General features: G+C 41.6%; 21 protein-coding genes. All 21 read right to left on the bottom strand.

The features are described from left to right. Window positions 1–18 precede the first annotated feature (18 nt). The 21 genes from FFM66_RS05185 to trpX all read right to left on the bottom strand — a co-directional run bounded on the left by FFM66_RS05185 (window position 19) and on the right by trpX (window position 21,235). Window positions 19–393 (bottom strand): hypothetical protein, encoded by a 375-nt coding sequence (locus tag FFM66_RS05185; protein ID WP_048605264.1) that lies wholly within the window; start codon window positions 391–393, stop codon window positions 19–21. A gap of 10 nt (window positions 394–403) precedes the next feature. Beyond that, complete coding sequence (locus tag FFM66_RS05180; RefSeq protein WP_137605212.1) at window positions 404–1,324, bottom strand: phosphodiester glycosidase family protein; 921 nt, start codon at window positions 1,322–1,324, stop codon at window positions 404–406. Next, complete coding sequence (locus FFM66_RS05175) at window positions 1,321–2,367, bottom strand: bifunctional glycosyltransferase family 2/GtrA family protein (protein WP_137605211.1); 1,047 nt, start codon at window positions 2,365–2,367, stop codon at window positions 1,321–1,323. Before FFM66_RS05175 ends, FFM66_RS05180 begins: the two co-directional genes overlap by 4 nt. Before the next feature lie 116 nt (window positions 2,368–2,483). Beyond that, the gene (gene iadA / locus FFM66_RS05170) at window positions 2,484–3,671 is read right to left on the bottom strand and encodes a beta-aspartyl-peptidase (RefSeq protein WP_137605210.1); all 1,188 of its coding nucleotides are present in this window, start codon (window positions 3,669–3,671) and stop codon (window positions 2,484–2,486) included. Window positions 3,672–3,689: 18 nt separating this feature from the next. Further along, a complete protein-coding gene (gene proC / locus FFM66_RS05165) occupies window positions 3,690–4,496 on the bottom strand; it encodes a pyrroline-5-carboxylate reductase (RefSeq protein ID WP_137605209.1) in 807 nt (268 codons plus the stop codon). A 45-nt stretch (window positions 4,497–4,541) separates the two neighbouring features. Next, window positions 4,542–5,138, bottom strand: a complete 597-nt coding sequence (locus FFM66_RS05160) for a hypothetical protein (RefSeq protein WP_137605208.1) — start codon at window positions 5,136–5,138, stop codon at window positions 4,542–4,544. 58 nt (window positions 5,139–5,196) lie between these two features. After that, window positions 5,197–7,422 (bottom strand): AAA family ATPase, encoded by a 2,226-nt coding sequence (locus FFM66_RS05155; protein ID WP_137605207.1) that lies wholly within the window; start codon window positions 7,420–7,422, stop codon window positions 5,197–5,199. 12 nt (window positions 7,423–7,434) lie between these two features. Next, the gene (locus FFM66_RS05150; protein WP_048605257.1) at window positions 7,435–7,914 is read right to left on the bottom strand and encodes a DUF6530 family protein; all 480 of its coding nucleotides are present in this window, start codon (window positions 7,912–7,914) and stop codon (window positions 7,435–7,437) included. Between the two features lie 195 nt (window positions 7,915–8,109). Then, entirely contained in the window at window positions 8,110–8,958 is an 849-nt protein-coding gene (locus FFM66_RS05145; protein ID WP_137605206.1) for a DegV family protein, read from the bottom strand. 82 nt (window positions 8,959–9,040) lie between these two features. Then, window positions 9,041–10,174: an LCP family protein gene (locus FFM66_RS05140; RefSeq protein ID WP_137605205.1), complete on the bottom strand. Its 1,134-nt coding sequence runs from the start codon at window positions 10,172–10,174 to the stop codon at window positions 9,041–9,043. A 103-nt stretch (window positions 10,175–10,277) separates the two neighbouring features. After that, window positions 10,278–11,108, bottom strand: coding sequence for a prephenate dehydratase (gene pheA / locus FFM66_RS05135; protein ID WP_137605204.1), 831 nt, complete (start codon window positions 11,106–11,108; stop codon window positions 10,278–10,280). Next, a complete protein-coding gene (locus FFM66_RS05130; protein WP_137605203.1) occupies window positions 11,105–11,614 on the bottom strand; it encodes a shikimate kinase in 510 nt (169 codons plus the stop codon). The genes pheA and FFM66_RS05130 overlap by 4 nt, the downstream gene beginning before the upstream one ends. Before the next feature lies 1 nt (window position 11,615). Next, window positions 11,616–12,902 carry a 3-phosphoshikimate 1-carboxyvinyltransferase gene (gene aroA / locus FFM66_RS05125; protein ID WP_137605202.1) on the bottom strand — a complete coding sequence of 429 codons (1,287 nt, stop codon included), beginning with the start codon at window positions 12,900–12,902 and terminating at the stop codon, window positions 11,616–11,618. A 15-nt stretch (window positions 12,903–12,917) separates the two neighbouring features. After that, window positions 12,918–14,009 carry a prephenate dehydrogenase gene (locus FFM66_RS05120; RefSeq protein ID WP_048605251.1) on the bottom strand — a complete coding sequence of 364 codons (1,092 nt, stop codon included), beginning with the start codon at window positions 14,007–14,009 and terminating at the stop codon, window positions 12,918–12,920. Between the two features lie 12 nt (window positions 14,010–14,021). Next, window positions 14,022–15,188 carry a chorismate synthase gene (aroC, locus tag FFM66_RS05115; RefSeq protein ID WP_137605201.1) on the bottom strand — a complete coding sequence of 389 codons (1,167 nt, stop codon included), beginning with the start codon at window positions 15,186–15,188 and terminating at the stop codon, window positions 14,022–14,024. Between the two features lies 1 nt (window position 15,189). Continuing rightward, entirely contained in the window at window positions 15,190–16,254 is a 1,065-nt protein-coding gene (aroB, locus tag FFM66_RS05110) for a 3-dehydroquinate synthase (protein ID WP_137605223.1), read from the bottom strand. A 28-nt stretch (window positions 16,255–16,282) separates the two neighbouring features. Next, window positions 16,283–17,308, bottom strand: coding sequence for a 3-deoxy-7-phosphoheptulonate synthase (gene aroF, locus FFM66_RS05105; RefSeq protein WP_137605200.1), 1,026 nt, complete (start codon window positions 17,306–17,308; stop codon window positions 16,283–16,285). A gap of 19 nt (window positions 17,309–17,327) precedes the next feature. Next, window positions 17,328–18,197 carry a shikimate dehydrogenase gene (aroE, locus tag FFM66_RS05100; protein ID WP_171000799.1) on the bottom strand — a complete coding sequence of 290 codons (870 nt, stop codon included), beginning with the start codon at window positions 18,195–18,197 and terminating at the stop codon, window positions 17,328–17,330. Window positions 18,198–18,572: 375 nt separating this feature from the next. Next, on the bottom strand, window positions 18,573–19,337 hold the full coding sequence (locus tag FFM66_RS05095) for an ABC transporter ATP-binding protein (RefSeq protein ID WP_137605198.1): 765 nt from the start codon (window positions 19,335–19,337) through the stop codon (window positions 18,573–18,575). Further along, entirely contained in the window at window positions 19,334–20,221 is an 888-nt protein-coding gene (locus FFM66_RS05090; protein WP_137605197.1) for an ABC transporter permease, read from the bottom strand. The genes FFM66_RS05095 and FFM66_RS05090 overlap by 4 nt, the downstream gene beginning before the upstream one ends. Then, the gene (gene trpX / locus FFM66_RS05085; RefSeq protein WP_137605222.1) at window positions 20,222–21,235 is read right to left on the bottom strand and encodes a tryptophan ABC transporter substrate-binding protein; all 1,014 of its coding nucleotides are present in this window, start codon (window positions 21,233–21,235) and stop codon (window positions 20,222–20,224) included. Window positions 21,236–21,352: the final 117 nt, after the last annotated feature.

Below are 21,352 nucleotides of genomic sequence, written 5' to 3'. Positions count from 1 at the left end.
CTTAATAGGAGGATAAACTTAAAATTCTGTGTTCATTAGTCGATTACCAATAAAAAGAAAAAGGCTGATTCCCAGTAGCACCGTTCCTACTGCAGTATAAAGAAAAAGGTAGTTGGAAGTTGCACCGGAGATTTCCAAAATGCCTTTTAGAATCATCCCAACAACGTAACTGGCTAGGCCAGAATTATACAGATTAAACGCAAAGCGATTTTTTAAGGTTCCTAAAATTTTTGAAAAAAGAATCACTCCACTCCCACCGATAAGAGGTACCAGCCAGACCCATTGCAACGAGGATGAGATGATGCCGTGACCAAAGGAATGGTAAATAAGTTGAAAAAGAAAAAGAAAGCCGGTGATTGCAAGATAGGTGTAAATTGTTTTTTTTCGATTCATGTTGTTCCTCCTAACCGATATACAAAATATCGCTGACAGAACGTTCCGAGTTACCGGTGCCACCAACGGTTTGATTGACAACTTCTCCGTTGAAATACATGGTGGTCGACCCACCGCCATCAAGGTTATAAGCGGTCTGTGCACCATGCTTTTGCAAGACTTCAGCCAATTGGCTTAAACTCAGCCCGGCACTGTCATCGGTTCGTCCTTCTGAAACTACCAATAAATAATGATTTTCTCCCACTTGAGCGATAGCAGTTCTGGGATTGCTGCCCATAGATTGAGAAACTTCATCGTTTTCATCCACAACAACTTCCCCGTTTTCTACCAAGGAAGGGCCAAAAGACAATACTTGTTGCGCTCCTGCATCGACCAATTCTTGAGCAGTCGTATCGGCTTCTTTGATGATTGAAAAATTCCCGTTTTCATCGATTACCAGATCTTGTTTGTCCGCATCCTCACTTTGAGTGTCTCGATAAAGCGTACCGTTGCGTAAAACATAGCCGGTGTCTCGAAAACCATAGTAATCCCCATTGATTGCCAAAATCGCTTGATTTTCCTCAGCCATCGCCGAAGTTGTTTCCTTGATGTTGCGGCCATAGGCATTATTGGCCAGAGCAGTTTTGAGATAGCTGGAATCACTGACTTGTACATCTGCCAAGTAGACGGTTGTGTCATTTACCCGTTCGGAAGTAATGGTTATTTGAATATTTTCGTCTTGATAACTTGTATCAGTGATCGTTGCTTCACGACTGGAGTCCGTTGTGCTTTCTGTGTTACTGGTGCTAGTACGGGAACTTTCAGTTGTGACGGTCACCGCAATGACTTCCGGTAAGACGAAAGTTTTTAATAAAATATAGGCGGCACTGCCGGAAAGAAGTAAGCCATAGATACTCGCCCACAAAAATGGTTTTTTGAAAAAATGCTTCATTCTCTCTCCCCTCCTTTAAAAACTAAGCGGCGTTGAATAGCAAAACTGGCAAAAAACAGGGTGATATCGACGATTAATTTGCAAAATAAAATTGATCCAATAAAAATCGACAAGGTGGATACCCCTAACCAGCTAAAAAAGAGCTGTGCGGTAAATAAAATTCCATATTTAAAGAAGGAATGCGTGTCTTTTTGTTTTTGGAAAACGAATTGTCGATTAATCCGATAGTTATACAGTCCTGATAATAAGCGGGCAATCAAGGTTGCAACTAACAGCGTTTGCGGATTCTCACTGCCAAACAGTAACACTAATCCGTAAAAGAGACTTAGGTCAACAAAAGATGACGTAACAGATGAAAAAAGAAACCTCAGTAAAGGTTGATAAACGAGAAACGAATCCTGCAACGGACGAAAATGAGATTGCTTGTTCTTGTCTTCATAAATCGTTTCGATGGACAGTGTTTTAATTTGGTAGTTTTCCATAGGTAATTCCAAAAGTTGGTTAATCTCATATTCAAACCGTTCACCGGAAATTCTTACGAGATCCGGAATACTGGCAAAAGAAAAGCCTCGTAAACCAGTTTGAGTGTCCTGCAGACGAATTCCGGATGCAAGAAAATAAAAGCCGCTGGTCAGCCGATTGCTGAAAAAACTACGAAAAGGTGTTTCCTTATATGAAAAATTGCGAACGCCCAATAAAATTTCGCGGGGTCTCAATTGAGGTACTTCTTTCAATAGGCGCTGAATGTCGGCAATACTGTGCTGTCCGTCTCCATCCGCTGTAACGATACCAACAGCCTCTGGAAAGGAATCAAAAATATAGCGTAAGCCGGTTTTAAGGGCGTGTCCTTTGCCCTTGTTGTAAGGATAACTGATAAAATGAATCCGCGGGTGACGCATTTGATCAAAAACCATCCTATATGCCCCGCCGCTACCATCGTCAACAATGACCAGCTCACTGGAAATTTCTCGAATCAATTCGTTGATAAAAAGGACGGTTTTTTTCGTCGGTTCATAGATTGGTATTAATAGAATCGGTTTCATGGTTCTTCACCTGCGCTTTTCTTAGATTGTCTTTTATTTTACGCAGCAACCTTAAGAAGCCCTTAAAAGCAAAAAAAGCCGCGGATTATTTCACCCGCGACCTTTTTGCTTTTTGTTTATCCAATCGTTTGTTCAAAGGTTCCCCAAACTTTGACCGTTTGGTTTTCTACCATTACTTGTCCTTTAGCGATAACCGTTTCAACGACTAATGTTTCTTCGTCCAACAGACAAATATCTCCGTCAAATCCTTCTTGAAGCTGTCCTTTATCAGTCAATTTCAATAGTTTTGCCGGATTGATGGTAATTGCTCTCAGTGCGGTTTCCAACGGAATATTTTCCACTTGCACCGCTTCTTTTATTCCTACCATAAGCGCCTTCGAACTGCCAATTCCCAAGCCAATCAATTCATTTTTTTCATTGAAATATGGCAAGCTTCCTTGACCGTCAGAGGTCATTGTAAAGTTGTCTAAAGAAATTCCTTCTGCCAGTAACCGTTTCAGACCTTTACTAAAACGAATCTCACCATCGGTTTTCTCCCAGAAATCAGGATCTTCACTGGCGGTAAAATCAATCACGCCACCTTTTTTGGCGAATTGCAGACAAGCTTCAAAGAGTTCCTCCGTCCGATTCGCATGGGTGGGTAAAAATTGAGTAATGGGAATTTCTGTTTCCGCAATTGTGCGTTCGATCAATTCCAATTTTCGTTTACCGCCTCCTAGATGAACATTGATGATTCCGGCTTTTCCTGATAACATGCCACCTACTCGGGCGTCCGCCACAGCACGGGTGAATTCCTCAAAGGAAGGTTGTGAGGAACGATGATCAGAAATGGCGATTTCACCAATCCCGATGACTTTATCAATAGTCAAAAAGTCACGAATGAGAGAATTACTGACAGTTTTGACCGGCAAACGATAGGAGCCTTCATAGACGAAGGTTGTGATACCTTCTGCTTCCAAGCCTCTTGCTTTACTGATCAAGGCTACCATGTCACGTCCTTCTCCATCGGTGCCTAAACACCCAACGACTGTCGTCACGCCGGCTGTTGTCAATTGACTGAGGGTAACTTCCGGTGTTCGGTTTTGAAAACCGCCTTCTCCGCCCCCGCCAAGAATATGGAAATGACAATCGATAAATCCGGGAACAGCGGCTTTTCCTCTTCCGTCGATTTCCGTGACAGCAAATTCTGATAAATCCGTTGTGATCTGGTCTGCAATTTTGATGATTTTTTGATTGCTGACCAAAAGATCTTTTTTACCGATAAAATCTGGGGTGTAAACATTTGCCTGACGTATTAATAACATATTTGACCTCCGTCTTAATTAATGATTGCTTAGCTCACGATCTTTTGCTGCGGCAATATGAACCGCATTGATGACTGCTGAACGCAGTTGTTTATCTTCTAATTCCTTGACCGCAGCAATCGTTGTTCCACCGGGAGAAGTAACCATATCTTTAAGTTCTCCAGGATGCTTGCGGGTATCCAGCAACATCTTTGCCGCCCCAAAAACTGCCTGTGCTGCTAATTCGTAGGCAACCGATCGAGGCAAGCCTTCTAGCACACCGCCGTCTGCCAAAGCCTCGATAAACATGTAGGTATAGGCTGGTGAAGAACCACTGACACCGATAACTGCTGGAATCAAAGATTCATCCAGTAATTCTGCGCGCCCAAAACTAGAAAATAGTGTCAAAACTGCCTGTGCATCTTGTTCTGTGACCAAACCGTTGACTGAAACGGAGGACATACCTGCTCCAACTAAAGCAGGTGTATTTGGCATGACCCGTACGATTTTTTGTTCCTTGCCGAGTACATCTTCCATTTGTTTAATGGTCACACCCGCCGCAATCGAAACAATAATTTTTTCTGCGACCTCTTTTTTGATGGCAGTTAATTGTTCCAAAATCAAATGTGGCTTAACTGCTAGTACTATGATTTCTGCCTGTTTTGCTAAATCTTCCCGCTGTTTTATCGGGGTAATTTGTAAATCTGTTACTAGCTTGGCTAAAGTCGGTTCATAGCGATGGTTATAGACTAAAATTTCATTTGCAGAATAAAGCTTCGCCTGAATCAAGCCTTCGATGATTGCTCGTGCCATATTTCCGGCGCCAATAAAACCGATTTTTTTCATAATGATCCACTCCTCTTCTCTATTAAAAGCCTACCATAAAATTTTCTACTTAATAATCAATGTCTGCGTCTTTTTTGATGGAAAAAACTGCATTTTTACTTCTCCGGTAAGTTCAGCCAAACCAACGGCAGCTAAAAGCAGCCAATCTGGAAAATTATTGAGGGGATAAGCCAGCACCGCATCTTTTAAATTGGTCAAATTTCCCAGATTGGTTAAGAATCGTTGCGTCAGAAGTTGTGCTAGAAAAATTGCCAATCCACCCAGCAACAATGAACGGATAAAAATAAAAAACAAGGAAAGATAGGGGAATTTTTGACTAACCTCGAAGAATTCCAGTCGTTGTTGCTGACGGAATAGGACGCGGTATCCTTCAAAAAACAAAATTCCAAGAAAAAAGGCAAACAATAAAATATATGCCCCTCCCCGCAGCAAATCAACAAAGAGCAAATAGGATGCTGCCCCAGTTTGGTTGGGACTAAATAAACCCAGCGTTTCTTCCAACCCTTGCCAAGTAGTGAGAAAGCCGGCACTGCGACGGAACAAAAACAACATAAGATACAAAAAACCAAGAGTTAGATCTCGTGTAAACCAAGTTTGTTCCAAAGAAAGCAGTTGTTTTACATCTACGAGAATCTTTTTCACAGGATTCAGCCTTTCTTAATTAGTAAACACGTTTTTAGTTTACATAAAATAAATATCGTTAAATATATCGAGCAATCAATTGAATCAACTGTTCAGGAAAAGACTTAAGATCAGAAATATCTAGGAAACGATGTTCACCATAAATTTCTTTGATTTTTTCTTTGTCTTCGCCGATTGCCGCTGCAAGATATCGGATTCCCTGCCGCTCATACTCTTTGACGACGTTTTGGATATCAAGAATTGCTTTTTTACCGGTATAATCCGGCAGAGCTTTGGGCTGCCCATCGCTGATGGAAATGACCAACTTGGTTGTCGCTGTTTGTTGGACCAGCTTGTCGCTCAACAATTTTAGTGGTACACCATCGCGATTGTTCTGGCGAGCCTTCATGCTAACTAATTTTCCTGCAACGCCATCAAAGGAATCCTCAAATTCTTTATAAGAATATATGGACGTTTTTTCTCGTGCAGAAAGATCCGCCGTATCACCATAAATCATTAATGGAAGGTTCAACTGCCGTGCGAATTCTGTTACTGCAATTGCAGCGGTCAGTGCAGTGGTTATTCGATCTTCGCGAATCATAGAACCGGACTCGTCAATACGCAGAGCTAAAGCTAATGAGGGAACCTCATGAGGGGGTTGCTTTTTGTCGAATGTCCGATAATCACCATAAGCAACACGGCTTGCATCAAACCGGGTACCCATATATTTCCCCTTTTGGTAAGTTGTAGTTTCTTCATTTTCCAGTATTTCTTGAATTTGTTTTACAAGGGGCTCTACAATCGACAACACGCTGCCGGTTAATTGGCGGGCTTTTTCTTGATTGTGGATTGAACTTTTAGGACGATGGATGATTAACCCTTCTTTTCCGTGGCTCGTTTCTTTTAAAAGACTCCGAGCTTCCTTGTTCAGTGTTTTTTGAAATTGCTTTTCATCAATTTTATCCACGGAACTGGTACTTTCGGAAAATGATTCTTCGCTACTTTCGCTTCCTGACTCACTTTTTCCATCGGTATCTGTTCGCTTCGTATCATCAGAAAGATTCGGTTGTTTTTCCGGAGTCGACAAAATTTTTTCGTCTTCTGTTTCTGTCAAAGGTGTTGAAGTAAGTTGAGACGCTGCTTCAGTTTCTTCAGATTCTGGAATATTTCGTTGATCGGCTTCTTCTTGAGAAATTTTCCGTCCCCGAACGGCTTCTTTTTTATACTTTATTAACGGTTGACTCGTGAGTAATTGTCTTAGCTGATCCAATAATTCGCTTTCTGCTAATGCATTTTGCAAAAGAGTCAACTCATTTGGGTCTGTCGTTACTTTATACAGTACTTTCGGATAAATGGTTTGTAAGGGATCTTGGTCTTGAACAAGGGTATGCACCCAGTAAAAATAAGAACGCATTCCGGCCACCCCTTTGATGGCATTCGCTTTTGCTGTCGTATCTAATAATCGGATGATTTCTGCCATTTTAGTTAATATCGCTTCATCTCCATATCCGGTTTTTGCTTTGCCGCGTTGAACCATAACCTCGATTGCTGGTAAATCCATTTTTTCAGCGTGCTGCATCCGATCTCGCAAAGATTCATTCAAAGGTCGATTTCCCTGATAATTGCGATTTGTAGTAATCACGATAACACAATCCCCATGGCGACGAACCATACCTGTTGGCAGATTCAGCATACCGTGGTGTTCCAATGCGGAATTTAAAGCGACCAAAACCGAAGCATCACGAATCACAGTCGGTTCTTGAATTTCCAGCAAATAGCCTTTTTCTAGGGCACGCACAATTTCTGAAGGATAGAATTTATAGTGAACCACTTCTTGGCTGTCTTGCTTATCTATTCGTTCAATCAATGCAGCCAACTTTTCTCGTGCAGCGCTGGGAGTTAATTGATAATAGGTTTGAATCAGCTGCAATAAATCTTCCAGACGTTCCGTTTGATAAATTGCTTCCAACAGTTCACCATCTAACGCATCATCTGTCGCCACAATCGGCAGTAAAGCCCCAAAAACATCGGATTTATCCATATCCGCAAAACAAGTGACCTTGGTATAGGGAAGTTGTAAATCAAAAGACAGAGCCTTTGCTAGTTGGGTTTTTCCAGAACCGGCATCGCCTTCCAACAATACGTTGAAAATTTTCATTTCGGGATCGTGCCAATTTTCTTTGATTTCAGAAGCAATCCGTAATTCCTCTTCGCTATCCTGATGACTTTCAGGTTTCTGCCAAATCATTTGTTTTTCTAACTTTGAAAAGAGCCGGTCCGCTGTTACTTCGTAGGGACTATTCATTTTTTTCACCCCTTAATAACCTAAATCATCTAATAACCGTTTTAAAATTTTGAAACGCTCACCGATTAATTCGCCGTCTTTTTGTAAAGTATCATAATATAAAAGAATATCTTCATCAATCATTGGATTGTCAGTATCCACCTCGACTGTCATTCGGTTGCCTTGCAGACCGATGATATCAATCAGTGGATTTTCGGGATCGTAAAATTTTTCATGACGATACGCATCTTGAAAATAAAGACTTGCTTGACTGACTAAAATCGCTAAATCCAGAATTCGCGTGATAGGCAATTCTTCGGATTGTCGCGACCATTTTTCACCGGTATGACGCCAAACTTTTCCAGAAATTTCGACCTTTCCTCTATCATTCCATTGTGCCAAGCCAAGAGAAAGACCTTTTGCATCGGTATTTAGGGCATTTTTTCCATCTACCTTATCGTAGTCTTCCACCACGATCACGGGTTTATGTTTTAAATTTGTTGGTATTTTCATTTTTTTCACTCCTTCTATCCTTCCACTAATTTTTTTGAAAACGAAGAAAGGACAGTTTTTAGTAATTTACTAAATTACTGCTTTACTAGAGTATAAAAGAAGCCTGTCCACCTTACAACTAATCTGTTCAAAAAAACAGCACCCCTCATTACGAGGCGGTGCTGCCGGTTACTTTCACTTCATAAATTAAAAAAATTATTGCGCAGAAATTGCGATTCCAATCGCTTTTTCACCTAGATGGGTGCCGATGACCGGACCAAAATGACCGATTTCAATCGTAGCTTCTGGATATTTTTCCTGTAGCCGTTTTTTCTCTTCTTCGGCAACCGTTAAATTGTTGGCATGAATCACGTAAAATTTAGTGGTGGCAGTGATTTCCTGATCTCGTTGTCCAATAATTTCTTCTGCCCGATTAAAAGCTTTTTTACTAGAACGGATTTTTTCAAACAAGACGATTTTTCCTTGATCAAAGGTCAGGACTGGTTTGATTTTTAAGAGTCCACCGATTAATGCCGCTCCGTTGGTTAAACGTCCCCCGCGAACGAGATTATTTAAATCATCAACGATCATGTAGGCATAGGTATTGTCACGAATCAAATCCAAATGCGCGACGATTTCTTCTAATGATTTTTCTTCCTCATTCATCTGCAAGGCAGATTCTACCATGTGACCCATCGGCATACTGGTAATTTTTGAATCATAAGGAAGGATCGTGACCCCTTCAATGTCTTCTTTGATTCCATGAAGAGTAGAAACAAAACCTGAGATTCCACCGGACAAATGAATACTTAAAATCGTATCATAGCCCTTGTTTTTCAGGGATTCATACAAACCCATCACCTCACCTAAAGCTGGCTGAGAGGTAGTGGGAAATTCTTTGCTGTTTTTCAATAAATCATAATAAGCATCTGCTTCAATATCGATTCCTTCGTTATAAATCTTACCATCGATGATTACGGGAATCGGAATGATGTACAGGTCTTGGTGACTACGGACCGGCTCAGGCAGATAGGCTGAGCTGTCAGTTACAATTGCTAACTTCATCTAACTTCCTCGTTTCAAGAATTTTCAAGCGACATAATAAATATAGCATAAATGAAAGTTCATTCAAACTAGAAATCGGTACTTATTTCGCTAAAAATTCTGTGATTGCTTTTTTATTCATGTCTTGGTCGATAACTAAGACACTGCCGGCTTCCCAAGTATTACCATAACTCCAAGAATCATCAACAGGAACGGTCAAACGATCGATCCCTCCGGCTCCTTTTGCCATGGATAACGTATTTTTTAGTAAAAAGCTCATCGGCAGATCAGTTGCCGCATACCCCATAACTTTTCCTGCGGCGTAAGGCAGTTTTGCAATCGCCAAAGGATTTTTCAATTCACTAAAGATGCCGTTCATCACCTGTTGTTGTCTGCGAACACGACCGAAATCTCCTTCTTCATCCATTCGGAAACGTGCGTATTGCAGCAAGGTCAGACCATCCATTTTTTGAGGTCCTTTTTTGATGGCAACTTCGATATTTTTGCTCATATCTTTTTCTGCATCGATTTGAACACCGCTAGGAAATAACGTATCGATTACTTTTTCAAAGGTTTTGAAATCGACCATCGTGTAATATTTACAGTCAATTCCAAAATTTTGAGAAAGTGTTTTACGCACGAGCTCTGCCCCGCCATAGGCATAGGCGGCATTCAATTTATTCTGCCCAACGCCGGGAATATCGACATAGGTATCCCGCATAAAGGAAAGGAGTTTTGGTTTTTTGCTGGGACCATCCAATTGCAGTACCATGATGGAGTCCGAACGAGCGTTTTCCCCCTCTCGGCTATCACTACCTAGCAGTAAAATATTATTTGATCCGTCAGAAGAAGCAAAACCGTTAAAGGTCTCGGTTTCTTGTGTAACAGAATCGTCATTGCTGGCAACCATCTTCCCCGCAGCAAAAGCAACCCCTGAATAAATGGCTAGAATTAAAATAAGTTTCAATAAAAAACTAAGAATGGGGTGCTTGCGCTTGCGTTTTGGTTTTTTACCCTGTTTTGGTGCTTTGGGTAATTTGGTTTTCTTTTTGTTTTTGTCTTTAGCAAAGGAAGGCTGGGTTTGAGGTCTTTCTTGGTAAACCGGCTCCTCCCATTCCTCTTGTTCAGGGGGGAATGCCTGCTCCGTTTCCTGATGATGAATCTCTTTTCGGGCAAAAATATTTTTCTTTTCTTCTGATTCTTCATGAATATGCTTGTAGCGGTCCATTCGACTCATAAACGATCCTCCAAATTTCTTCACTCTCGTTTTAAGGATACCTTAGCATAAAAATAAAGAAAGAACTTCCTAAAAAATTTAAGAAGTTCTTAGCCTTTTTAGCCTAATCAAAATATTTTACGGGATAGCCGCCCAGATTTTGGACTTTGCCCCCTAACAATTCGATTTCGGTGATGGCGTTGTCGATCAGTTCATAGGGGCGATCCAACAGTAAATCAATCACGAAGAAATATTCTCCCAAACTGGTTTTTAATGGTCGGGATTCGATTTTACTTAAATTGATTTCCCGCCAGCCGAAAGCCGCCAACATTTTATGGAGCATTCCCGGCTGATTCGCAGGCAAGGTTAAGATTAAACTCATTTTTGAAGGTGTTTCTTCTAAAAAGTGAGTGGTTGGTTTTCCCAACAGCCAAAATCGCGTTTGATTGAGATCGTTGTCTTGGATATTTCCATAAAGAATCTTCAAGTTAAAATAAGCGGCCGTTTCTTCCGAGGCGATTGCCGCAACGCTTTCTTTGGGATGATTTGCTACATATTCTGCTGCAGCCGTAGTGGAAGGCATGGGAACCAACTCAACCTCCGGATAGTTCTCTTCTAAAAAAAGTTGTGACTGAGCTAACGCTTGAGGATGAGACAAGATTTTTTTGATTTCTTTGCCATCAAGAAAAGGATGAATCAGAAATTGCTGCTTGATTGGCAAAACGACTTCATTTTTCACTTGCAGCTCTGGTTCATGGGAAAGCAGATCAATCGTATGATGGACCGAACCTTCCAAAGAATTTTCGATAGGAACAATGGCTAAATCTACTTCATCCTTCAACAAGGCCTTCAAACAAGCAGGAATTGAGGCATAGGCAAATAAATTCGTTGAAAATTGTTTTCTTGCGGCTTGATGTGTAAAGGAGCTTTCTGGTCCTAAATAACCGACTTTCATAGGTCACCCAGCCTTTCAATAATTTCTGAAACGATTTCCTCTGGTGTCTTATTTGTCGTATCTAGAATATGCCTGGCACTTTCTTCGTAAAAAGCAATCCGCTGGTCTAAAATTGCCGCGATTTCTGCAGGTTGTTTATTTTCTGCTAACGGTCGAATATTTTCTGTATCTTGTTGGATTCTTTCAATCAAGACCTGCGTGTCGGCGGTCAAGTAAATGACAGCGGGCTGCTGTTTTAGGAGTGTGCGATTTTCTGGACGTAAAACAATTCCGCCGCCGGTTGCTAAAATTCCATCTTTTGTGGCTAGCTCTGCTAAAATAGCAGTTTCCTGTTCTCGAAAGGCTGCTTCGCCAAATTGATCGAAATAATCTGCGATGGGCATGTGGATGGCTTCCACGATTTGCGCATCAAGATCAATCAATTCCTTTGATAGACGCCGAGCCAACTGCCGACCAATTGTTGATTTTCCCGCACCCATGAAGCCAATTAAAATAATACTAGACAATTTATTTCCCTCCTGTCACCAAGTCGGCTACATCTTGGAAAAATTGTGGATAAGAAATGGCTACCGCTTCTGCGTCTTCCAATTCACAAGGTTCATCTACTAATAACGCCGCAATCTGCAACATCATCCCGATTCGATGATCTCCGCGACTGGAAACACTGGCAGCGTGTAAAGGCGTGGGTCCATGGATAATCAAGCCGTCTTCTGTTGGCTGGATATCAGCACCCATTTTTTTCAATTCCTCGGCAGTTGCATCGATTCGGTTGGTTTCTTTGACCTTCAATTCTTCCGCATCCTTAATGATTGTGGTTCCTTTTGCCTGAGTAGCTAGTAATGCAATAATTGGTAATTCGTCAATCAATCTAGGAATAATCTCTCCTTCAATCGTTGTGGCAGTTAAAGAGCTGAAACGAACTGTTAAATCTGCTGCTTGATTGTGGGAATCTTCGTTGGTTTGTTCGATCACCGCACCCATTGCCTGTAAAACATCCAAAATTCCTGTTCGCGTGGGATTGATGCCAACATTTTTCAAAAGCAGCTGACTGTTTGGTACCAAAACACCAGCAGCCAAAAAGAAAGCGGCGGAAGAAATGTCACCTGGGACAGTGAGCGCTTGACCGGTAAACTGTTGTGGTCCGGTAATCATAATTTCTTTTCCTCTAACGGAGATGGAACCGCCAAATTGACGAATCATTTCTTCTGTATGGTTGCGGGAAAGTTCTTTTTCGAGAATCGTTGAGGTTCCTTTTGTCTGCATTGCTGCAAAAAGAATCGCTGATTTGACCTGAGCGCTGGCAACCGGCATTTCGTAATGAATCGGAGTCAAATCTACCACACCATCAATCGTAATGGGAGGAAATTCTGTTTCTTCATCCCCATGAAGGCGCCCACCCATTTCGCGCAAAGGAAGCATCACCCGATTCATTGGCCGTTTGTTTAAAGAACTATCCCCATAAAGCTGGGTCTTGAAAGGTTGACCGGCTAAAATCCCCATCATCAATCGGATCGTTGTGCCGGAATTTCCGATATTAATTGGCGCATCTGCAGCTTTTAATCCAGAAAAACCTTGTCCATGAACGGTGATGATTTCACCATCATCTTCGATTTCTACACCTAGTTGTCGAAAGGCATGGAGGGTGCTTAAACAGTCCTCCCCCCGCAAAAAATTTCTGATCGTTGTTGTTCCGTTTGCTAAAGCACCAAACATAATACTGCGGTGAGAGATTGACTTATCCGCCGGAATCGTCAACGTTCCTTTTAGACCGTGATTATTTTCCACTAATTTCATTTTTTTCCTCCCCGATTATTTGGTCCAACAATGATAATCCGTGTTGGTTTCGATACACTTTTGTGCAGCAAGCAAATCTTTTTGATTTTTAAAACTGATTTGCAATACACCGATAATATCTTCTCTTGTTTCCTGAATTTTCAGATTAATCAAGGACAACTTCGCAGCTCCCAAAAGTCCGGTAACCTCTGCGATGACTCCCGGCACATCCGGTACATCAATCAACAAGTCATAAAATGCCGGGATTGCTCCATGCTGATGAACGGGTAATTGATCCCGAGTATCCTTTGCCCGATTAAAAAAAGCAAAAATTTCTTGTTGATTATCTTCTTTGAGCCATCCCGCAATTTGTTCCATCTCCTGCTGCCATTGTGTCAGGCCTTCCAGCAAAAATTTCTTGTTGCTTAGAAGAATATCTGTCCACATGACTGGATCAGAAGAAGCAATTCGGGTAATATCCCGAAAACCGCCGGCAGCCAATTGTTTTGCCCGTGGATGTTCCTGATTAAAAAGATCTGCTTGATTCACTAAACCGGCGGCAATGATATGGGGCAGGTGACTCAACATTCCTGTAATGCGGTCGTGTTCTTCTGCTGAAAGCACTACATATTTTGCCCTTGTTCCTTGAAAAAGTTCCTGCAACAAAGCGACATCTGAGCTTTGTTCTTTGACCGGGGTAAAAATATAATAGGCATTTTCAAAAAGATCACTGTCTGCCGCCTGCACACCGGATTTGTGGGAGCCTGCCATCGGATGTCCTCCGACAAACCGAAATTTTTTCGTTTGGGCAGCATGAACGATTTGTTGCTTGGTACTGCTGACATCGGTTACCAGCAAATTTTCTTTTACCGGTAATTGCTCCAATTGATCGAGAAAATTTCTAGCTGCATTGACGGGTACCGCAAGCAAAATAAGATCTGCCTGCGTGGCTCCCTCAGCGAAATCGGCTGGAATCAAATCCACGATTTTTTTTTCTTTTGCAATGTTGCGGGTGGTTTCAAGTTTGTCCCACCCTATCAGTACCGTTTGCGGATGTTGCTTCTTGATACATAATGCCATCGAAGCGCCAATCAATCCCAGACCAACGATCAATATTCGTTGTTTCATTCTCAGCGCCTCCTAGTAATTTTTCAAGTACTCCCGATATTCTGTAACACTGGTTTTTAGTTCGGCGAAGGAATCGCTTGGAAATTTTTGTAAGAGTTCATTTGCCACGACAGTAGCGACGACGCTTTCAGCAACGACGCTGGCAGCCGGAACAGCCGTACTATCAGATCGTTCAACACTTGCTTTATAGGGTTCTTTTGTATCGATATCGACACTTTGCAAGGGTTTATACAAAGTTGGGATTGGTTTCATCACTCCTCGAACAACGATCGGTTCTCCGTTTGTCATGCCCCCTTCAAATCCACCAAGGTTATTACTCCGGCGAGTGTAGCCATCTTGCTCATCCCAAAGAATTTCATCCATGACTTGTGATCCGGGCAATGAACCGGCTTCAAAACCAACACCAAATTCCACACCTTTAAACGCGTTGATACTTACTACGGCTTGTGCGATTTTAGCATCTAATTTAGTATCCCATTGCACATAACTGCCCAATCCAGCGGGAACACCGCCGACAAGGACTTCGACGATGCCGCCAATTGTATCCCCTTTTTTCTTCGTTTCATCAATGAGATCCTTCATTTCTTGCTCTACATCGGGATCGATTACTCGAACATCAGAAGTATTGGAGATTTTTTGTATTTCTTGAATACTCAAGTTTTCCGGTAATTTCGCATGGATACCGCCAAGGCAAGTAACATGACCCGCAACGATGATTCCAAGTTCTGAAAGAATCTTTTTGGCGACAGCACCGATTGCTACCCGCATTGTGGTTTCTCGTGCAGAGGAGCGTTCCAAAACATTCCGTAAATCGTCGTGATGGTATTTCATGCCACCGACAAGATCGGCATGACCGGGACGTGGGCGGGCAACTCTTCGTAATTTTTTATCTTTTTCAGGGACTTCTGCCACGGACATTACCGTTGTCCAGTTTTTCCAATCGTTGTTTTCAACAACCAGAGTAACTGGCGAGCCCAGCGTTTTTCCGTGACGAATGCCAGAGGTGATCCGTACTTGATCTTTTTCAATTTTCATTCGTCCACCGCGACCATAACCGGTTTGTCTTCTAGCAAGTTCAAGATTAATATCTTCTTCTGTCAAAGGTAGTCCGGCAGGTAAACCTTCAATAATTGCAGTTAACTCAGGACCGTGTGATTCACCAGCTGTTATATAACGCATATTAATTTCCTCCTAAATATTCCTTGATGTCGGCGATGGGAATCGGGTGAATCTTAGCTTCCCCGATTTTTTCTAATAAAATAATTTTTAATTGGTTCCCACGAGCTTTTTTATCATGAGTGATCGCATGATACAGTTGATCTGTCTGCCAGTTATCATAATGAATTGGCAAATGAAATTTTTGAATCATTGTTATTAGTTGTTGTGTACTTCCGCTAGGAGATAAACCGATTGCTTCGGCATGACGATTGATAGCAACCATTCCAATAGCTACCCCTTCTCCATGACTCACGATACCATAGCCGGCGGTTTTTTCGATGGCGTGACCGATTGTGTGCCCAAAATTTAGAATCAAGCGATTGCCTTGATCAAATTCATCTTCTTCCACCACTTTACGCTTGATTTTCAAGGTTGCGGTAATAATGGCTTCAGCGTGAGCCAATAAATCTGCTTCGTCTTTCAAGGAAGAAAGCAGTTGCCATAAATCGATATCGGCGATTGCGGCGGATTTGATGATTTCTGCGATGCCTTCCCGAACACGGCGAGGTTCTAAGGTTTTTAACACCAATGGATCAATCAAAACAGCATCCGGCTGACTGAAAGTTCCCACCAGATTTTTTGCGTTCGCTGTGTTGACGGCTGTTTTTCCACCAATGCTAGAATCCACCTGTGCCAAAAGAGTCGTGGGAATTTGTACAAAATGAATGCCCCGCATAAAAGTTGAAGCAACAAATGCTGCCAAATCACCAACAACACCTCCTCCTAAAGCTAAAACACCATCACTGCGGGTAAAACCATTCTCTGCTAAAAAATCGTAAAGCAACGCTGCTTGATCAAGGGATTTGCTTTTTTCACCGGCAGGAACCACGGTCAAAACTGGGTGAAATCCACTTTTCTCTACTTGTTGCATAACTATTTCTGCATAAAGAGGAGCGACATTGCTATCGGTAATAACCGCAACTTTCTGAGGTTTCCAGATTGTTTTCAGCCATTTTCCTGTTTGTTGTAGTGCTCCTTGATTGATAAGAATATCGTATTGATGATTTGCTAAATGAACCGTAAGCATAGCTTCCACTTCTTTCCTAAATTAGAAATTATTTTGATAAAGCCTTGATTTCCTGCATGGCTTTTTCCATGATTCCCACTTCTTTCATCATGCGCAGGTAAGTTTTTTCATTTAAGGATTGGGGACCGTCTGACCAAGCATTAGCAGGATCAGGGTGGATTTCAACGATCATACCATCTGCTCCGCTGGCAACTCCTGCACGAGCCATAGGTGGTACTAAATCCCAAATGCCTGTTCCATGACTTGGATCGACGATAATCGGAAAGTGACTAAGTTTTTTGATCAACGGAACAGCACTTAAATCAAACGTATTTCGGGTAGCTGTTTCGTAAGTACGAATCCCACGCTCGATGAAAATCACCGGCGATTTGTCCTCTACTGCAACGTATTCTGCTGCATTCAACCATTCATCAATTGTTCCTGAAATTCCTCGTTTTAAGCCGATTGGTTTACCTGTTTTCCCCACAGCAGATAATAATTTAAAGTTTTGCATGTTGCGGGCACCAATTTGTAAAATGTCACTGTATTCGGCAATCATATCGATATGCCCTTCATCCATAACTTCCGTAATTACTTTCATGCCAAACTCATCGGCAGCTTGACGAATGTATTTCAAACCTTCTTCTTCTAATCCTTGAAACGCGTAAGGAGAGGTGCGAGGTTTAAATGCCCCCCCACGTAAAATTTTTGCTCCGCCGGCTTTTGCCATTCGGGCACATTCTCTGATTTGATCCAGTCCTTCAATCGAGCAAGGTCCAGCCATTGTAACAAAACTGCCGTCACCGATTTTTACTCCGTCAACATCAACGACGGTATCGCCGGGATGAAATTCGCGAGAAGTTAATTTGTAAGTTTTAGAAATTTTAACGGTATTCTCTACACCTTCAAAACTATTGAATGCCACGTCCTGCATGCCGCGAGTATCGCCTTTTAATCCAATGACGATGTGTTCTGTTCCTTGATCAATATTCACTTCTAAGCCTTCTTTTTTGATACGGTTCACCACGGACTCAACCTGTTCTTTGGTGGCATCTTTCTTCATAATCACGATCATTCTTTTTTCCTACTCTCTTTTAATTATTTTCAACGATTGGTTTAATTTTTTCTACCGGCATCTTTTGTCCGGTCCATAATTCAAATGAAGCAGCACCTTGATACAACAGCATGCCCAAACCGTTTGCGGTTTTTAATCCTTTTTCTCTTGCAAGTCGAAGCAATTTTGTTTCCCGGGGTTCGTAGATGACATCATAGACTGCTAATTCATCGTGTAAAAAGGAAACATCCGTTAATGCCATTGCACCATCATTTGGTTTCATTCCTACCCGTGTTGCATTAACCAAGAGAACACTGGTTGCGATAGCCTGCTGTAATGCTGAATGATCTTCAAGGTCTGCTAAATGAATCTCACAGTTGGTGTGACGACTGATTTCTGCTAATTTTACGGCAATTTGATCATAAAAGGCATCTTTTCGATTAAAGACGTGAATTTTTTTGACTCCGTCTAAAGCCGCTTGAGAAATAATCGCTGTCGCTGCGCCGCCTGCCCCCATCAGGGTAATTTCTTTGCCGATAATCGAGATACCAGCATCGGTTAAACTGGCCATAAAGCCAATTCCGTCTGTATTGTGACCAATCAATTTTCCTTCATGGTGGACGATTGTGTTGATGGCACCAATCAATTGTGCGGCTTCGCTTAATTCGTCCATCAAAGGAACAGCCGCCATTTTATGAGGCATTGATAAATTGACACCCAATAACTGCAATGTCCGAATCGCTTCAACGCTGGTTTTAAGATCCTCAGGTTCTACATCAAATGCAAGATATCTGGCATCGATTCCTTTTTCAATAAAGGCTGCGTTGTGCATCATTGGTGAGATACTGTGGCGAGCAGGCTTGGCATATAACCCGGCCAAATGGGTGTGTCCTGTGATTTCCATTTTTATTCCTCCTATTTTTTACAGCAAAACCAACAAAAAAAGATGTTGACTGTAGTAAATCATCCCTCTACAGTGAACATCTTCTAAGGAGCCTGAAAAGCTCGGTAAAATTAAAATAGCCACTATAGATTTCTTATCTACGTGGCTGTAAGTCGTGTCAAAAATCTCTAGCCATCATAGATACAAACTTGGTCTGTTTGCACCCATGAAATCATGAATACAAACCTATCTAAAATAGCTAAAGTAATAATTATTCAGTTGTGCGTGTTGTACTAATTTCATTAGAATCGCTCCAAGCTGATGTAAGATTGTTCTTAGTATAGACATAAAAAAAGTAGCTGTCAATTATTTTTTGAAAATTTTTTCAATTTTTCTGAGAGCTTACAACTCTTCTTCAAAAAATAAAAGCAGATCGTGTAAGGTCAGTTTCGCTTTTTCTGCAGCATTCAGGTCTTTGACGATTTTTCCTTTTTGCAAAAGAATCAGACGATTTCCATAATGCAAAGCATCTTCCATTCGGTGAGTAATCATCATGCAGGTCAATTGCTGCTCGGCTACTCGTTGTGCTGTGAGGGCCATCAATTGTTTGGAAGTTTTGGGATCAAGGGCTGCTGTATGTTCATCCAACAAAAGCAACTGTGGCGGGCGAATGGTTGCCATTAGTAAGCTCAATGCCTGCCGTTGTCCCCCAGAAAGATTACCGGTCGGAACATCCAGATGATTTTCCAATCCATTACCGACTTGTTGACAGAGATCAAAATAACCAGCTTTTTTCTCATTGATTTTTCGTGAAACCAAGCGTCGTTGAACACCGCGTTTCTCTGCCAGCAAAAGATTTTCCGCCACCGTCATCCGAGGAGCCGTCCCCATTTTCGGATCTTGAAAAACTCGTGAAATATACGCTGCCCGTTTTTCTTCGGAAGCTTTGGTCACATCGACACCGTCAATGGTGATGCTGCCGGTGGTTACAGGCAATGTTCCAGAAACTATATTAAACAAGGTACTTTTTCCGGCACCATTTCCCCCTAGAACCGTAACAAAATCTCCCGCTTGTAAGGTTAGATCAATCTGATCCAAAAGTATTTTTTGTTCATTGACGCCATTTTTGATTACTTTTGAAACGTTTTTGATTTCTAAAACACTCATTTGGACGCCTCCTTTTCCAACCCGGTTTTCAAATTCAGGGCTTGTCTGAAACGAGGAACCATCAGACAAATAGCTAGAATTCCAGAAGAAATAATTTTTAGATAAGTTGTATCAAAGCCAGCCCAGATGATGACAAAAATCAATAATTGATAAATGATACTGCCAATCACCACTGCTGCCAATCGTTCAGCAAAACTTAGTTCTCCAAACAATACTTCACCAATAATAATTGAAGCCAAACCGATGACGATGACCCCGATTCCTTTTGAAACATCCGCATAGCCGTCATTTTGAGAAATCAAGGCACCGGATAAAGCAATCACACCGTTTGACAAGGTCAATCCAAGAATCTTCATGCGATCGGTCTTGATTCCTAATGAACGAGCCATTTCTTCATTATCACCGGTGGCAATATACGCTTGTCCAAGTTCTGTGTAAAAAAACAATAGCAATAAACCAATTGTCACCAATACCGCAACAACTCCCAGCAGCACGATATCAAAATAGTTTGGTAAATGTAGCCCTTGAAAAATATCTTGAATACGGGGAAATTTCATCAAGCCTTTATTGGGGCTTTGCATAACGAATAAAATCACGGAATTTAAACCAGACATAACAAGAATACCGGCTAAAATCACTGGAATTTTGCCCTTAGTGAAAAGCAGACCGGTCACTAAACCAGCTGCCATTCCCGCCAAAACACCCAACAATGTTGCCAAAATTGGATGAATTCCACTGGTGATTGCAGTCACACAGACCGCCCCTCCCAATGGGAAAGAACCTTCTGTGGTCATATCAGGAAAATTTAAAATACGATAGGTCATAAAAATTCCCAGTCCCAGCAACGACCAAAGTAGTCCCTGCCCAATTGTTGAAACAATCATTTATTCTTCTCCTCCCGTCGTGACAAGGGTTGCTGTGTCTGCTTTATCGCCAAGATCGATATTAAACCGTTTTGCTTGATCCGTATTGATGATAGTATCCCCATCGGTAAAAGTGTAAACGGGGGTGGTCGCTGGTTCTGCTTCGCCTTTTAGGATTGCCGCAGCCATTTTTCCGGTTTGGATACCTAATTCTTTTTGATTGATACCGACAGTTGCTAATCCTCCTTGCTGAACCATAGTGTCAACAGAGGGAATGATCGGTACATTATTTTTATCTGCTTCGGAAACCACTGTCTCCATTGCACTTGCAACCGTATTATCTAATGGAATATAAATGAAATCAACGGATTGAGCCAAAACTTGAACTGCTTGAGCAATTTCATTTGTAGAAGAAACAGCTTTTTTTTCTGCCGTCAAACCCAGACCGGTGACTGCTTCTTCTGCCTGTGCTACTTGGAATTTTGAATTAGCTTCCAACGAAGAATACAAGATGCCGACTTTTTTTGCTTCTGGTAATAATTCATGGGCCAATTTGATTTGAGCAGCAACGGGTGGTTGATCCGAAACACCGGTGATATTTCCACCAGGTTTTTCATTGCTCTTTACTAAACCGGCACCTAAGGGATCGGTAACTGCACCAAGCAGAATCGGTAGTTTATCTGTTGTGTTGGCCAATGCTTGGGCCGCAGGTGTTGCTACCCCAATCAGAACATCGGATTTGTCCTGCACTAACTGTTGACTCATTGTATCTAATTTACTTTGATCGGCTTGCCCGTTTTGGAAGTTGATTTTTAGGTTTTTTCCTTCTTCAAAGCCTTCTTTTTTCAATCCTTCTTTGATTCCTTCAGTGATTTGATCCAATGCCGGATGACTGACGAACTGTAAAATACCTACAGATTTAACGGTTTCTGCGGTCTTTTTTTCCGGTTCTTTGTTCATTCCTTCAAAAATAGCAAAACCTGCCAAAATAATTACTAATCCAATAACTGTTGCGATTAACCCTTTGTTTTTTATCATTTTCTTCATCCTCCTAATAAGTAAAAAGACTAGCCATCTCCCTGCGGAAATTGCTAGTCGCAACTAAAAAACCGCATAGAACGTTTCTATGCGGCAATAATTTCAAAATTATTT

It is taken from the genome of Enterococcus songbeiensis (assembly GCF_005405265.1).
Classification (GTDB): Bacteria; Bacillota; Bacilli; order Lactobacillales; family Enterococcaceae; genus Enterococcus_C; species Enterococcus_C songbeiensis.
The sequence above is the reverse complement of the archived record's forward strand: the minus strand, read 5'-3'. Positions and strand labels throughout refer to the sequence as shown.

Bases quoted from the DNA above. Each gene is read 5' to 3' on its own strand.
- FFM66_RS05185 (WP_048605264.1), bottom strand. From the start codon at position 393: ATGAATCGAAAAAAAACAATTTACACCTATCTTGCAATCACCGGCTTT.
- FFM66_RS05180 (WP_137605212.1), bottom strand. From the start codon at position 1,324: ATGAAGCATTTTTTCAAAAAACCATTTTTGTGGGCGAGTATCTATGGC.
- FFM66_RS05175 (WP_137605211.1), bottom strand. From the start codon at position 2,367: ATGAAACCGATTCTATTAATACCAATCTATGAACCGACGAAAAAAACC.
- iadA (WP_137605210.1), bottom strand. From the start codon at position 3,671: ATGTTATTAATACGTCAGGCAAATGTTTACACCCCAGATTTTATCGGT.
- proC (WP_137605209.1), bottom strand. From the start codon at position 4,496: ATGAAAAAAATCGGTTTTATTGGCGCCGGAAATATGGCACGAGCAATC.
- FFM66_RS05155 (WP_137605207.1), bottom strand. From the start codon at position 7,422: ATGAATAGTCCCTACGAAGTAACAGCGGACCGGCTCTTTTCAAAGTTA.
- FFM66_RS05150 (WP_048605257.1), bottom strand. From the start codon at position 7,914: ATGAAAATACCAACAAATTTAAAACATAAACCCGTGATCGTGGTGGAA.
- FFM66_RS05145 (WP_137605206.1), bottom strand. From the start codon at position 8,958: ATGAAGTTAGCAATTGTAACTGACAGCTCAGCCTATCTGCCTGAGCCG.
- FFM66_RS05140 (WP_137605205.1), bottom strand. From the start codon at position 10,174: ATGAGTCGAATGGACCGCTACAAGCATATTCATGAAGAATCAGAAGAA.
- pheA (WP_137605204.1), bottom strand. From the start codon at position 11,108: ATGAAAGTCGGTTATTTAGGACCAGAAAGCTCCTTTACACATCAAGCC.
- aroA (WP_137605202.1), bottom strand. From the start codon at position 12,902: ATGAAATTAGTGGAAAATAATCACGGTCTAAAAGGAACGTTGACGATT.
- FFM66_RS05120 (WP_048605251.1), bottom strand. From the start codon at position 14,009: ATGAAACAACGAATATTGATCGTTGGTCTGGGATTGATTGGCGCTTCG.
- aroC (WP_137605201.1), bottom strand. From the start codon at position 15,188: ATGCGTTATATAACAGCTGGTGAATCACACGGTCCTGAGTTAACTGCA.
- aroB (WP_137605223.1), bottom strand. From the start codon at position 16,254: ATGCTTACGGTTCATTTAGCAAATCATCAATACGATATTCTTATCAAT.
- aroF (WP_137605200.1), bottom strand. From the start codon at position 17,308: ATGATCGTGATTATGAAGAAAGATGCCACCAAAGAACAGGTTGAGTCC.
- FFM66_RS05095 (WP_137605198.1), bottom strand. From the start codon at position 19,337: ATGAGTGTTTTAGAAATCAAAAACGTTTCAAAAGTAATCAAAAATGGC.
- FFM66_RS05090 (WP_137605197.1), bottom strand. From the start codon at position 20,221: ATGATTGTTTCAACAATTGGGCAGGGACTACTTTGGTCGTTGCTGGGA.